At 72.2% G+C, this 13337-nt stretch carries 13 protein-coding genes; 9 read left to right on the top strand and 4 right to left on the bottom strand.

Annotated features, from left to right (window positions below; translation table 11 throughout):
* Positions 1–45: 45 nt before the first annotated feature.
* Entirely contained in the window at positions 46–921 is an 876-nt protein-coding gene (locus ACIBBF_RS06040; RefSeq protein ID WP_397411509.1) for an alpha/beta fold hydrolase, read from the bottom strand.
* Between the two features lie 83 nt (positions 922–1004).
* On the opposite strand from ACIBBF_RS06040, the gene ACIBBF_RS06035 reads away from it, so the two are divergent.
* The 6 genes from ACIBBF_RS06035 to ACIBBF_RS06010 all read left to right on the top strand — a co-directional run bounded on the left by ACIBBF_RS06035 (position 1005) and on the right by ACIBBF_RS06010 (position 6807).
* Positions 1005–1487, top strand: coding sequence for a CGNR zinc finger domain-containing protein (locus ACIBBF_RS06035; protein WP_397411507.1), 483 nt, complete (start codon positions 1005–1007; stop codon positions 1485–1487).
* Positions 1488–1601: 114 nt separating this feature from the next.
* Positions 1602–2777 carry an NUDIX domain-containing protein gene (locus ACIBBF_RS06030; protein WP_397411505.1) on the top strand — a complete coding sequence of 392 codons (1176 nt, stop codon included), beginning with the start codon at positions 1602–1604 and terminating at the stop codon, positions 2775–2777.
* Between the two features lie 101 nt (positions 2778–2878).
* The gene (locus ACIBBF_RS06025) at positions 2879–3574 is read left to right on the top strand and encodes a DUF3592 domain-containing protein (RefSeq protein ID WP_397411503.1); all 696 of its coding nucleotides are present in this window, start codon (positions 2879–2881) and stop codon (positions 3572–3574) included.
* A 227-nt stretch (positions 3575–3801) separates the two neighbouring features.
* On the top strand, positions 3802–4785 hold the full coding sequence (locus ACIBBF_RS06020) for a tripartite tricarboxylate transporter substrate-binding protein (RefSeq protein ID WP_397411501.1): 984 nt from the start codon (positions 3802–3804) through the stop codon (positions 4783–4785).
* A gap of 1 nt (position 4786) precedes the next feature.
* Complete coding sequence (locus ACIBBF_RS06015) at positions 4787–5296, top strand: tripartite tricarboxylate transporter TctB family protein (protein WP_397411768.1); 510 nt, start codon at positions 4787–4789, stop codon at positions 5294–5296.
* Positions 5297–5298: 2 nt separating this feature from the next.
* The gene (locus tag ACIBBF_RS06010) at positions 5299–6807 is read left to right on the top strand and encodes a tripartite tricarboxylate transporter permease (RefSeq protein ID WP_397411499.1); all 1509 of its coding nucleotides are present in this window, start codon (positions 5299–5301) and stop codon (positions 6805–6807) included.
* A 50-nt stretch (positions 6808–6857) separates the two neighbouring features.
* Here the strand turns inward: ACIBBF_RS06010 and ACIBBF_RS06005 are convergent, their stop codons facing one another.
* The 3 genes from ACIBBF_RS06005 to ACIBBF_RS05995 form a co-directional block, all read right to left on the bottom strand.
* Positions 6858–7604: a sulfite exporter TauE/SafE family protein gene (locus ACIBBF_RS06005; protein ID WP_397411497.1), complete on the bottom strand. Its 747-nt coding sequence runs from the start codon at positions 7602–7604 to the stop codon at positions 6858–6860.
* A 14-nt stretch (positions 7605–7618) separates the two neighbouring features.
* Positions 7619–8326 (bottom strand): hypothetical protein, encoded by a 708-nt coding sequence (locus ACIBBF_RS06000; RefSeq protein WP_397411495.1) that lies wholly within the window; start codon positions 8324–8326, stop codon positions 7619–7621.
* Between the two features lie 239 nt (positions 8327–8565).
* On the bottom strand, positions 8566–9942 hold the full coding sequence (locus tag ACIBBF_RS05995; protein WP_397411493.1) for an MFS transporter: 1377 nt from the start codon (positions 9940–9942) through the stop codon (positions 8566–8568).
* A gap of 253 nt (positions 9943–10195) precedes the next feature.
* Between ACIBBF_RS05995 and murA the strand changes: the two genes are divergently transcribed.
* From murA to ACIBBF_RS05980, 3 genes are read left to right on the top strand one after another with little or no spacing between them, the layout of a single operon-like run.
* Positions 10196–11512, top strand: coding sequence for a UDP-N-acetylglucosamine 1-carboxyvinyltransferase (murA, locus tag ACIBBF_RS05990; RefSeq protein ID WP_397411491.1), 1317 nt, complete (start codon positions 10196–10198; stop codon positions 11510–11512).
* A gap of 41 nt (positions 11513–11553) precedes the next feature.
* Positions 11554–12315, top strand: a complete 762-nt coding sequence (locus ACIBBF_RS05985) for a lysophospholipid acyltransferase family protein (protein WP_397411489.1) — start codon at positions 11554–11556, stop codon at positions 12313–12315.
* Entirely contained in the window at positions 12312–13334 is a 1023-nt protein-coding gene (locus ACIBBF_RS05980; protein WP_397411487.1) for an NAD(P)H-dependent glycerol-3-phosphate dehydrogenase, read from the top strand. Before ACIBBF_RS05985 ends, ACIBBF_RS05980 begins: the two co-directional genes overlap by 4 nt.
* The last annotated feature ends 3 nt before the right edge of the window (positions 13335–13337 follow it).

Raw genomic sequence — 13337 nt, 5'->3', positions numbered from 1 at the left:
TGCCGTCCTGACGGCGAGGCCGCCGTCCCCGACGCGGGCGGCCCGTCAGGACGCCGGGGTGAGCCGGCGCCCCAGGAAGTCCAGCATCAGGTCCGCCACCTCGGCGCCGGCGCTCTCCAGCAGGAAGTGCCCGCCGTCGAGCAGGTGGACCTCCGCGTCGTGCGCGTCCCGTGCGAACGCCTCCGCGCCGGCGGGTGCGAAGATCTCGTCGCCCCGGCCCCACACCGCGAGCACCGGCACGCCGCTCTCGCGCAGGTAGGCGTGCAGCCGCGGATACAGGGGCGGGTTGCTCGCGTAGTCGCCGAACAGGGCGAGCTGCACCGCGTCGTTGCCCGGGCGGGACACCAGCGCGTGGTCGTGGTGCCACGTGTCCGGGCTGACGAGCGTCGGGTCGGGTTCGCCCGTCAGGTACTGCCAGCGGATCGCCTCCAGGGTGAGTGCGCCGCGCACCCCGGCCTCGGTCTCCGGCGTCCGCTCGCGCCAGTAGTCCCGGACGGGGCGCCAGAACTCCTCGACGAAGCCCTCCTCGTAGCCGTTGCCGCTCTGGGTGACGATCGCGGTGACGGACCCCGGGTCGCGCAGCGCGAGGCGCCAGCCGACGGGCGCGCCGTAGTCCTGCACGTAGATCGCGAACCGCCTGACGCCGAGCTGCGCCAGCAGCCCCTGGGTCAGGTCCGTGAGCAGGTCGAACGTGTAGTCGACCTGGTCGGCCGGCGGGGCGTCGGACAGGCCGAACCCGAGGTGGTCGGGGGCGATGACGTGGTACCGGTCCGCGAGCCGGGGGATCAGCTCGCGGAACATGTGCGAGCCCGCCGGGAACCCGTGCAGCAGCACGATCACGGGCGCGTCGGCCGAGCCTGCCTCCCGGTAGAAGAGCCGTTGTCCGGCGACGGTGGCCCAGCGGTGGTGGACGGCGCCCATCTCTAACCTCTTTCGATTGGTTTGGTGGTTAGAACGACAGCAGATCGTCGTGTAACCTGTCAAGTGAGGTTTGGAGGTTAGGTGTGACGAACGACGAGACGTTCCTGCTCGACCTGCTCAACACCACGCCCGTGGTCGACGGCGAACCGCGCGACGAGCTGGACGCGGCGTGGCTGCGTGCCCGCGGCGGCACGGGCACGGCCGCCGAGCGGCGGGCCACGGCCGAGGCCCGTGGCGTGCTCCAGGCGCTGGTGCGGGGCGAGCAGCAGGTCGCGGCGCTCGCCCCGCTGCTCGACGGCGTCCGGCGGCGCCCGGCCCTCACGGACGACGGCGTCGGGTGGGAGGTCGACGTGGCCGAGGCGCGCCGTCCCGCCGTCCGGGCCGTGCTGGCCTGGGACGCGGTGCGCCGGGACAGCCCCGGGCGCCTGCGCCCGTGCGCCAACACCGAGTGCGCGCGGTTCCTCGTCGACCACAGCAAGCCGAACCGGGCACGGTGGTGCTCGATGGCGCTGTGCGGCAACCGCATGAAGGCCCGCCGCCACTACGAGCGCACGCGCACGGCGTGACGGGCACGTGACGGGCACGGTTCGTCCGATCGTGGACGGGGGTTCACGAGACCGAGGGCCGGGGTTCACGGAAACGAATGTGTAGGTCCGGCATCGTGCGCAAGGATGGCGGATGTGGACCCCGTCGCTGATGCTGCCGCCCTGATCGCCGGCCGTTATCCCGACGCCCGGTGGGCGCTCCTGGGCGGGAGCGTGCTCGACCCCGGGTCCCGGACGGCGGGCTCCGACCTGGACATCGTGGTGTGCGTGCCGGACGACGCCGTGGGGCACCGTGACGCCGTCCGCTGGCGGGGCTGGCCCGTGGAGCTGTTCGTGAACACGGAGGCCGGGCACCGCTGGTTCATCGCCAACGAGACGGCCCGCCGCAAGCCGACGCTGGCCCGGATGATCGCCCTGGGCGTGCCGGTGGCGGGTGACCCGGACCTCGTGGCCGGGCTCCAGGCCGAGTGCCGCGAGCTGGTCGAGGCGGGCCCGGGTCCGGCGTCGGAGGCGGTGCTGGAGGACGCCCGGTACGGCGTCACCGATCTGCTGGACGACCTGGCGTACGCGCGCGACATCGGCGAGGCGGACGTGGTGCGGTCGGTGCTGTGGGAACGGGTCGGGCACCTCGCCCTGGCGGCCGCCGGGCGGTGGGACGGTGGCGGCAAGTGGCTGCTGCGCGAGCTGCGCGCGTGGGACCCGGGGTACGCGGGCCGCTGGGTGGCCGCCCGGTACGACGACGACGCGATGGTCGAGGTGGCCCGGGCCACCCTCGACGCGGCCGGCGGCCCCCTGTTCGAGGGGTACCTGCGCCAGGCGCCCGTGGTCGACGAGGCTCCGGCGGCGGTACCCGCCGTGGTGGTGCGGCGCGGCGCCCGGGCACTCCTGCTCGACGAGGACGGCCGGCTCGTGCTGATGCGGCGGACCGTCCCGGGCCGGGCACCCTACTGGGTCACGCCCGGCGGCGGCGTGGAGCCCACCGACACCTCGGTCGAGGACGGTCTGCACCGGGAGCTCCTGGAGGAGCTCGGCGCGACGGCGAAGATCGTCCGGCAGGTGTTCCTCACCTCGCAGCCCAAGGACGCGGGCGTCGCGGTGCACCACTACTTCCTGGCACGCCTGGTCTCGATGGACCTGGCGCTGCGGTCCGGCCCGGAGTTCCAGGAGCCGGTCCGGGGCACCTACGACGTCGAGCACGTCGACCTGCGCGACGACGCGGCGCTCGCCGGCGTCAACCTCGTACCGGCCTCGCTGAAGGCGTTCGTCCGGGCCAACCGCGAGGCGCTGCTGGCGGAGGCCGCGGAGTCCTGAGGCGGCGGCCGGCGCGTCGCCGCCGCAGGGTCCTTGGTCCCGGCGTCCGGACGCCCGTGCGTCCCGGGACGTCCCGCCCGGCGGCGTGGTTCGATACCCCCGTGAGATCCCGGATCCTGCTCCTCGTCGGCATCGGCCTGCTCGCGATGGGGGCGGTGTTCGGTACGGCCGCCGGGGTCCTGGCGGCCGGCACCGCGGAGTTCCTGGCGAGCGCACGGCCCGCCGACGGCGTCGTCGTCGGGCTGGACGAGGACCTCAGTCGCGACGGCGACGGCCGGACACGCTCCGTCTACCACCCCGTGGTGGCCTACGAGGTGGGCGGGCAGGAGCACACCGTCACCGGCAGGACGGGCACCAGCCCGCCGGCGTACGACGTCGGGGAACGGGTCACCGTGCTCTACGACCCCGGGGCCCCGGACGAGGCCCGGCTCCAGGAGGGCTACGCGTACTGGCTGGAGACCGTCTTCGGCCTGGTGGCCCTGGTGCTGTGTGCGGTGGGCGGCGTGCTGGTCGTTCTCCGGTCACGTGCGGCGGCGCGGAACCGGCTGGCCCGGACGGGGGAGCGGGCGACGGGCACCGTGACCACGGTGGAGCGCGCGGGCAAGGTCGTGCTGAACGGCCGTCCGCGCACCGCGACCACCGTCACCTGGCGTCACCCGTTCGCGGGCGAGCAGACGTTCACCGAGCTCGGCTGGGGCGCCGCGCACGCGGTCGGCGACGAGGTGGCCGTGCGGTACGACGCGGACCGGCCGGCCCGGGCGGTGCTGGAACGGGTGCCGGACGAGCACCCGGCCTGACTCCGGCGGGTCAGGGTCCGCCTGAGCCCGGCTGAGCCCGGCTGAGCCCGGTGCCGGTGGTGCGCGCGGGCCTTGGCGCGCTCGTGCACCCAGGTCACCGTTCGGTCAAGCCGTCGAAACCTTGTGGCGCACGTCACATGCGCGGCGGTACTGTCACGGTCTCGACCGGATCTCACCCGCACGGCCAAGCCCCACCTCTACCGGATCAACGATGATCGGAGACGGACATGACCCCCGGACCCCGGAAGGCAGCCGCGTACCTCGGTGCGCTGGCCGGCCTGAGTCTCACCCTCGCCGCCTGCTCGTCGGGCGCCGACCCGGCCGCGTACCCGGAGGATGACGTCGAGATCGTCGTCCCCTTCGCCGCCGGCGGCCCCACCGACACCGTGACCCGCATGATCGCCGAGCCCATGGCGCAGGAGCTGGGCGTCCAGATCGTCGAGGGCGCGGGCGGCACGGTCGCCGCCGGGCAGGTCGCCGCGGAGGACCCCGACGGGTACACCGTGCTCATGCACCACATCGGGATGTCCACGGCGCCCGCCCTCTACGGCGACGCGCTGGCGTACGACCCGGTCGCGGACTTCAGGACGGTCGGCCTGGTCACCGAGGTGCCCATGACGATCATCGCCCGCAGCGACTTCGAGCCCGACACCCTCGAGGACTTCGTGACCTACGTCCAGGAGCACGAGAGCGAGGTCACGATGGCCACGGCCGGCGAGGGCGCCGCCTCCGACCTGTGCGGACGCCTCCTGACGAGCGCGCTCGGGGTCGAGGTCACCGTGGTGCCCTACGACGGCACCGGCCCGGCCATGGAGGACCTGGTGGGCAAGCAGGTCGACTTCATGTGCGACCAGACCACCAACACGACGACCCAGATCACGGAGGGCACCGTCAAGGCGTACGCCGTCACGACGCCGGAGCGGATCGACGCCCTGCCCGACCTGCCCACCACGGCCGAGGCCGGGCAGCCCGACATCGCGGTGTCGGTGTGGCACGGCCTGTACGTGCCGGCCGGGACGCCCGACGAGGTCGTGGAGAAGCTCACCGCGGCGCTCCAGACCGCCCTGGCGGACCAGTCGGTCATCGACCAGATGGCGGGGCTCGGCACCACGCCCGTGGAGCTCGACCGGGCCACCCCCGAGGCGCACACCGAGCTGCTGACCGAGCAGATCGCGACCTGGTCCGACGTCATCGGCACGCAGGGAGGCTGAGATCCGCACGCTGCGGCCCCGATCGACGGGGGACCTCGTCGCGGGCCTGATCTTCGTGGTTCTCGGGGCGGCGTTCGCAGTGGGCGCGCTCGGTTACGAGCTGGGCGACCTGCTCGACATGGGGCCCGGCTACCTGCCGCTCGCCCTGGGCCTGCTCCTGGCGCTGCTCGGGGTGGCGTGCGTCGTCAAGGCGTACGTCGCCCCGGACGCACCGGACACCCCGGCACCCGACGCCGCCGACCAGCCCGACCCGCGCCCGCTCGCCGGCCTGGAGTGGCGGCCGATCGCGGCGATCTCCGGGGCGATCGTCTTCTTCGCGCTGACCGTCGACGGTCTGGGCGTGCTCCCGGCCACGTTCGGGGCGGTGCTGCTCGCGGCCCTCGCGCGCGACGGCGTCTCCTGGCGCCGGACCCTCGTGATCGCGGTGGGCCTGACCGCCCTGTGCTGGGTGGTCTTCGTGCTGGCGCTGCAGCTGCGCCTGCCGCTGTTCGGCGACTGGCTGGGTGGGTGAGCATGGATCTCCTGGACAACCTCGCGCTCGGCTTCTCCGAGGCGCTGGCCGTGCACAACGTGCTGTTCTGCCTGCTCGGGGTGGCGCTCGGCACGGCCGTCGGGGTGCTGCCCGGCATCGGCCCGACGGCGTCCATCGCCCTCCTGCTGCCGCTGACCTTCGGGTTCGACGACCCGGTGTCGGCCATCATCATGCTCGCCGGCATCTACTACGGGGCGCAGTACGGCGGCTCCACCACCGCGATCCTGCTGAACATCCCGGGGGAGTCGTCGTCGGCCGTGACGGCGATCGACGGCCACCCCATGGCCCGGCAGGGGCGGGCCGGCGTGGCGCTCGCCGCCGCGGCGCTCGGCTCCTTCTTCGCGGGCGTCGTCGGCACGTTCGTGCTGGCGGCCGCCGCAGGTCCGCTCGCGGCCGCGGCGCTCACCTTCGGTTCCGCCGAGATGTTCGCGGTGGTGGTGCTGGGCCTCGTGGCGTCCATCGCACTGGCCAGCGGGTCCGCGCTCAAGGCGCTCGCGATGATCGTGCTCGGCATCCTGCTCGGCACCATCGGTCAGGACCTGTACACGGCGGTGCCACGTTTCACGTTCGGCGTGCGCGAGCTGTGGGACGGGCTGAGCTTCGTGTCCGTCGCGGTGGCGGTGTTCGGCATCGCCGAGATCCTGAAGAACCTGCACGACCCCCGCACCCGCGTGCGGGTGGCTGCCAGGGTCGAGAACCTGTGGCCCACCCGGGAGGACCGGCGCCGGATGGTCGGCCCCGTGCTGCGCGCGACGGGGCTGGGCTCGGTGCTCGGCGTGCTGCCGGGCGGCGGGCACGTGCTGGCCGCGTACGGGGCGTACGCGGTGGAGAAGCGGGTCTCGAAGCGCCCGCACGAGTTCGGGCGGGGTGCGATCGAGGGCGTCACCGGGCCGGAGTCGGCGAACAACGCGGCGGCGCAGACGTCGTTCGTCCCGCTGCTCGCCCTGGGGCTGCCGGCGCACCCTGTGATGGCGCTGCTGCTCAGCGCCCTGATCATCCAGGGCATCCAGCCCGGGCCGGGCGTGATGACGGCCCAGCCGGAGCTGGTCTGGGGCCTCATCGCGTCCATGTTCATCGGGAACCTGCTGCTCGTGGTGCTGAACCTGCCCCTGATCCGCATGTGGGTGAAGCTGCTCGACGTGCCGTACTCGGTCATGTTCCCCGCGATCATCGCGTTCGCGTGCATCGGCACCTACGCGATCGACCAGAACCCGTTCCACGTGCTGGTCATGGCGGTGCTCGGGGTGGGCGGGTTCGTGCTCGTGCGCTGTGGCTGCGAGCCCGCGCCCCTGCTGCTGGGGTTCGTGCTGGGGCCGCTGCTGGAGAACCACCTGCGCCGGGCGCTGCTCATCTCGCACGGCGACCCGACGGTGTTCCTCACGCGGCCCATCTCGGCGGCGCTGCTCGGGCTGGCGGTGCTGGCGCTGGTGGTGGCGGTGCTGCCGATGGTGCGCCGCAGGCGGGACGTGGTGTTCGCCGAGGAGGACTGACGTCGAGGCGGACTGACACCGAAGAGGACCGGCGCCGGAGCGGCCAAAGCTCAGAGGCCGAGCAGGCCGCGCACCAGCGCCGTCACCGCACCGGCCACGGCCACGGTGGTCGCGATGCGCGATGCCACGCGCGACGGCACACGCCGGGCCAGGGACGCGCCGAGCGCCACGCCTGCGAGCACCGCCGCCAGGAGCACGGGCCACACCCACCACGCGGGGGCCGACCCGGCGGGGATGGCGCCGAGCCCGAGCTTGGTGAGCACCGACATGGTGTTCATGACGACGAGCAGCGGCTGCATCGTCGCGGCGAAGGACCGGTGCTCCCAGCGGGTGGCCAGCGCGTACGCGGTCCACGCGGGGGCCGCCACGCCCGACGTCGTGTTCATGAAGCCCGCGGCCAGCCCGGTGAGGACGGCGACGGGACGGCCCGTGATCCGCACCCGCCGGCGCAGCAGCGCCGAGGCGGCGAGAGCGACCAGCACGGAGCCGCCGACGATGACGTCCAGCCAGGCGGTGTCGGCCTCCCGGACGGTGAGCGCGCCGAGCACCGAGCCGACGAGCATCAGCGGCAGGATCGTGATCACGCGCCGCCAGTCCACGCCGTCGCGCAGCGCCCGCAGGATCAACAGCGCCGTGACGATGGCGGCGACGTTGCTGACCAGCACGCCCACCGACGCGCCGAGCAGGACCGTGAGCACGGGCGCGGCCACCAGCCCGAGCCCCATCCCGGCCACCCGCTGCAGCCCGGCTCCGACGAGAACGGCTGCACAGGCTGCCACGAGCGCGCCGATCTCCACCCGCCCACGCTAGCTCAGTGCGGGCGTGCCTTGAGCACCTGGGACACCCGCTGGTGTCCGGCTGCCCATTGCTCGGGCACGGTGTCGATCGCTCGGAGCACCGTGAGCACGTCGGTCAGGCGGGCACGCACCACCTGGGTGCGGAGCAGCGGCTCAAGGTGCGCCACCCGGTTGCGGAGGAGATGGATGTCGTGAACCTTCGCCGTGAGTACTCGCGGGGGTGCGCCCAGGTTTGGGAACGCGTGCCGCAGCGCGTCGTCCCAGAGGTGCTGCCGTCCCGCGTCCCGGTTGGGCAGGAGGTAGCGCCACGTCCCCAGGGAGAGCTGGGCGAGTACGTCCGAGTGGGTCACTTGGCGGACCGGTTGCCAGGACTGCGAACTGGCTGTGGCTCGGCGTCGTGCCTTGTGGATGTCCTGCCCGTTCCGTGTCAGGCGGTTCAGGAGCGGGGCGGGGTCGAGGAGCCAGGCTCCGGAATGAAGGTCCATGCCGTGGGAGCGCGGCTGCTGCGCGCTCCAGACGCAGAGCTGCTCGTCCATGGCGTTCCGCAGAGCGACCTCGAACATGTGAAGCAGCTCGTAGACAGCGCCCGACAGCTCGCGGTTCCAGTCGTAGAGGCGCACGGCGTGCCGCACGTTCCCGGAGGCCGCACGCTCGTACGGTGCGAAGCGTGCCGGACTGATCCACCGAGTGATCGAGAGCGGAGCGACAGCAGCGGTTGTCATCTTGTGCAGGCATCCGAGGCGGGTTAGCGTATTTCTCGAAGGCGGAGGCAGGTCACTCCGTTCGAGCGGTTCCACTGGGTCCGTCGGTCTCCACCGGCGGGCCTTTTGGCTGCCCGGGCAGTTCGACGTAGAACAGCCTAGAGGTGTCGGCGGTCGGGTGCACGGTGGTGGGCCTGCGCACGGCGACGGCCCGCCGCCCCGGGATGAACCAGTGCGGCGGGCCGTCGTCGGCGGGGTGATCAGGCCGAGACGTTGTCCGCGTAGGCGACGTCGCGGGTCTCGCGCTCCAGGAGCAGGGCGACCAGGGTGATGGCCGCCATGGCGGACAGGTACACGCCCACCAGCACGGGGGAGCCGTCCGCGCCGGCCCAGAGCCACACGGCGATGAACGGGGCCACGGCCGCGCCCAGCACCGAGGACAGGTTGTAGGCGATGCCCGAACCCGTGTACCGCACGTTGGCGGGGAACAGCTCGGGCAGGACGGCGGCCATCGGGCCGAACGTGAGGCCCATGAGCGTGAAGCCCAGGATGAGGAGCGTCTGCACGCCGAACGTGCCCCCGGCGAACAGCGGCACGAACAGCCCGCCGAACACGATGATCGCGACGGTCACCCAGATGAGGTGCTTGCGGCGGCCGAACCGCTCGGCCATGGGCCCGGACAGCAGCGTGAAGACCCCGAAGAACACGACGCCGAGGATCAGCATCCACAGGAAGTCGATCTTCTCGTAGCCCAGGCCGGCGGGGGAGCCGTCGGTGGGTGCGGTCGGCGCGACGCCGTAGTTCAGCGTGAACGTCGTCATCAGGTAGAACAGCACGTACGTGGCCAGCATGATGAACGTGCCGGACACGATCTGCTTCCACGAGCTGCGGAACACGCGCGCCACCGGCACCTTGCTGACCGCCTCGGCCTCCAGCACCTTGCGGAAGGCGGGGGTCTCCAGGAGCGACAGGCGCACCCACAGGCCCACGATCACGAGGATCGCGGAGGCGAGGAACGGGATGCGCCAGCCCCAGCTCGCGAACTGCTCGGGCGTCAGCGCGCTCGACAGGGCGATGAACACCGTGTTGGCCAGGATGAAGCCGATCGGCGCGCCCAGCTGCGGGAACGTGCCGTAGACGGCGCGCTTGCCCTGCGGCGCGTTCTCGGTGGCCAGCAGCGCGGCGCCGCTCCACTCGCCGCCCAGCCCCAGGCCCTGGCAGAACCGGGCGAGCACCAGCACGGCCGGGGCCGCGACCGACCAGCCAGGGGTGGACGCGGCGGGGATGAGCCCGATGAGTACCGTCGCGACACCCATGGTGAGCAGCGACGCCACGAGGGTCGCCTTGCGGCCGATGCGGTCGCCGAAGTGGCCGAACAGCACCGAGCCCAGCGGCCGCGCCACGAACGCGACGCCGAACACGGCGAACGACGACAGGAGCTGCGTGGTCGGGTCCTCGGCGTTCGGGAAGAACAGCGCGGGGAAGACCAGCGAGGCCGCCGTCGCGTAGATGTAGAAGTCGTAGAACTCGATCGACGTGCCGATGAGGGAGGCGACGACGACGCGGCCGCGGGAGTTCCCAGCTGGCGGATCCTGCTCGCCGGCGGCGGTCCCGGCGCTCGATGATGCGGTGCTCATGCTCTGGACACTAAGCACCTGTCCGCGATCCGGGAACCCCGTCTCATTCTATGGATGGGGTCTTGACGGGGCGCGGCGGCGTGTCGAACTGCGCGGGCGTGCGGCGCGAGTGAAGGTGTAGTGAACGGTGAATACTCCCGCACGTGCGCCTGTTGGCACGACCGGCGGCGAGGGGCAGGATCGACCGGGCGCCCCCGGAGGCTCCGCCAGGAAACCCATCATCGGAACGAACGAACGAGACGACGACGAGGATATGAACGATCTGCTGTATGTGAACGGCGGCAACCCGTTGACCGGGACCATCACCGTTCGAGGCGCAAAGAACTTCGTGTCGAAGTCCATGGTGGCCTCCCTCCTGGGGGAGACGCCGAGTGTGCTGCGGAACGTGCCGCAGATCCGTGACGTCAAGGTGGTCTCGGGGCTCCTGGACCTGCACGGTGTCAACGTCAAGTACGACACCGACGCCGGCATCCTCGACCTCGACCCGTCCAACGTCGAGGCGGCCCACGTGGCCGACATCGACGCCCACGCCGGCTCGAGCCGCATCCCGATCCTGTTCTGCGGGCCGCTGCTGCACCGCCTCGGCGAGGCGTTCATCCCGGACCTGGGCGGCTGCCGCATCGGCGACCGGCCCATCAACTACCACCTCGACATCCTGCGCCAGTTCGGCGCCGTCGTGGACAAGCGGCCCAACGGCATCCACCTGCGCGCGCCGCGTCGCCTGCAGGGCACCAAGATCTCGCTGCCGTACCCGTCGGTGGGCGCCACCGAGCAGACGCTGCTGACGGCGGTCCGCGCGGACGGCATCACCGAGCTCTCGGGCGCGGCCATCGAGCCCGAGATCATGGACCTCATCGCGGTGCTGCAGAAGATGGGCGCCATCATCTCGGTGGACACCGACCGCGTGATCCGCATCGAGGGCGTCGACCGCCTCGAGGGCTACACGCACACGGCGCTGAACGACCGCATCGAGACCGCCTCCTGGGCCTCCGCTGCGCTGGCCACCGGCGGCGACATCACCGTCAAGGGCGCCACCCAGCCCGAGATGATGACCTTCCTGAACACCTTCCGGAAGGTCGGTGGCCGGTTCGAGGTGCAGGACGACGGCATCCGCTTCTGGCACGCCGGTGGCGACCTCAAGTCGATCGTGCTGGAGACCGACGTCCACCCCGGCTTCATGACGGACTGGCAGCAGCCGCTCGTCGTCGCGCTCACGCAGGCCACCGGCCTGTCGATCGTGCACGAGACCGTGTACGAGAACCGGTTCGGCTTCACCGACGCCCTGCGCAAGATGGGCGCCACGATCCAGGTCTACAAGGAGTGCCTGGGCGGGCGCGACTGCCGGTTCGGTCAGCGCAACTTCCACCACTCCGCCGTCGTCTCCGGCCCCACGCCGCTGTCGGCCGCCGACATCGAGGTGCCCGACCTGCGGGGCGGGTTCTCCCACCTCATCGCGGCGCTGGCCGCCAAGGGCCGGTCCACGGTGCGCGGCATCGGCCTCATCGACCGCGGCTACGAGAACTTCCAGGACAAGCTGGAGGCCCTGGGCGCGGACGTCACCCGCGGCTGACCCGGCACGGGGTGTCGGCGCGGCCGAGTATTCTTTCGGCCGTGTCGACACCTCGTCCTGAGTCCCGCATGTACCGCTTCATAGCGTTCCTCGTGCGGAACCTGATGTTCTCGCTGTGCAAGTACGACTGGAAGGGCGGGGAAGGGGAGAACTTCCCGGCCACGGGCGGGTTCATCGCCGCGGCGAACCACGTCACGGAGCTCGACGCACTGACCCTGGCGCACTACCTCTTCGACAACGGCCGCGAGCCGCGCATCCTCGCCAAGCGCGGGCTGTTCACCTCGCCGCTGACCGGCTGGGCGCTGCGGGGCACCAAGATGATCCCGGTCGACCGGGACTCCACGAAGGCCACGGAGTCGCTCCAGGAGGCCGCCAGCCAGCTCGGTGACGGCGCGTGCGTGGCCATCCTGCCGGAGGGCACGCTGACCCGGGACCCCGACTACTGGCCCATGGAGGGCAAGACCGGCGTAGCCCGCATCGCGCTCACCACCCGGCTCCCGGTGCTCCCGATCGCCCAGTGGGGCGTCACGGAGATCATGCCCCGGTACGGCATGCCGCGCTGGCCCTGGCCGCGCAAGAAGGTGACCATCCGCACCGGCCCGCCCGTCGACCTCAGCGACCTGTACGACCTGCCGCAGGACACCGCCACGCTGCGTGAGGCCACGAGCCGCATCATGGACGGCATCACCGCCGAGCTGGAGCAGATCCGCGGCGAGAAGGCCCCGCGTCCCCGGTTCGACCTGCGCAAGCACCCCGACTACGAGGCCAAGATGACCACCTACCCGCCGGTGGAGCGCCCGTGAGCGCCCCGACGCAGGCCCAGCCCCGGGTCGCCGTGCTCGGCGCGGGCTCGATGGGCACCACCTTCGCGATGGTCCTGGCCGACGCCGGCTGCGACGTCACCCTCTGGGGCCGCGACACCGCCGTGCTCGACGCCGTCGACCGCACGCACCGCAACGAGAAGTACCTGCCGGGCGTGCAGCTGCCCGCCATGCGGGGCACCACCGACGCCGCCGTGGCGCTCAAGGGCGCGTCGGTCGTGGTGGTCTCGGTCCCGTCCCAGGTCGCGCGCGCGACGCTGGAGTCGATGAAGGACCTGGTGGAGCCCGACGCCGTGGTGGTCTCCCTGATGAAGGGCGTCGAGCTCGGCACCGACAAGCGCATGAGCCAGGTGATGGCCGAGGTGCTGGAGCTGCCGGACGAGCGTGTCGCCGTCGTCTCCGGGCCCAACCTGGCGCCCGAGATCGCGGCGCGGCAGCCGACGGCGACCGTGGTCGCCTCGCGCAGCGAGGCCACGGCCCAGCTCGTGGCCGACGCCTGCTCGACCGGCTACTTCCGCCCCTACACCAACACCGACGTGGTGGGCGTGGAGCTGTGCGGTGCCGTGAAGAACATCATCGCGCTCGCGGCGGGCATGGCCCAGGGCCAGGGCTTCGGCTGGAACACGCTCGCCACGCTCATCACGCGCGGCCTCGTGGAGATCACGCGCCTGGGCCTCGCGCTCGGGGCCGACGCCGCCACGTTCGCCGGGCTGGCCGGCATGGGCGACCTGACCGCGACGTGCGCGTCGCCGCTGTCCCGCAACCACCGGCTCGGCAAGCACATCGGCGAGGGCCTCACGCTCGCCGAGGCCATCGAGGCGACCGGCGGCACCGCCGAGGGCGTCAAGTCGTCCCAGTCGGTGCTGGAGCTGGCCCGGGCGCACGACGTCGAGATGCCCATCACGGCCGGTGTCGTGGACGTGCTGGCGGGCACCCTGCCGCTGTCCGACCTGGCGGCCACGCTGCTGGCACGGCCCAAGAAGTCGGAGGTCGCGGGCTGACCC

It is taken from the genome of Promicromonospora sp. NPDC050880 (assembly GCF_044456525.1).
In the GTDB taxonomy this organism is placed as follows: domain Bacteria; phylum Actinomycetota; class Actinomycetes; order Actinomycetales; family Cellulomonadaceae; genus Promicromonospora.
The sequence above is the reverse complement of the archived record's forward strand: the minus strand, read 5'-3'. Positions and strand labels throughout refer to the sequence as shown.

Bases quoted from the DNA above. Each gene is read 5' to 3' on its own strand.
- ACIBBF_RS06040 (WP_397411509.1), bottom strand. From the start codon at position 921: ATGGGCGCCGTCCACCACCGCTGGGCCACCGTCGCCGGACAACGGCTC.
- ACIBBF_RS06020 (WP_397411501.1), top strand. From the start codon at position 3,802: ATGACCCCCGGACCCCGGAAGGCAGCCGCGTACCTCGGTGCGCTGGCC.
- ACIBBF_RS06010 (WP_397411499.1), top strand. From the start codon at position 5,299: ATGGATCTCCTGGACAACCTCGCGCTCGGCTTCTCCGAGGCGCTGGCC.
- ACIBBF_RS06000 (WP_397411495.1), bottom strand. From the start codon at position 8,326: ATGACAACCGCTGCTGTCGCTCCGCTCTCGATCACTCGGTGGATCAGT.
- ACIBBF_RS05995 (WP_397411493.1), bottom strand. From the start codon at position 9,942: ATGAGCACCGCATCATCGAGCGCCGGGACCGCCGCCGGCGAGCAGGAT.
- murA (WP_397411491.1), top strand. From the start codon at position 10,196: ATGAACGATCTGCTGTATGTGAACGGCGGCAACCCGTTGACCGGGACC.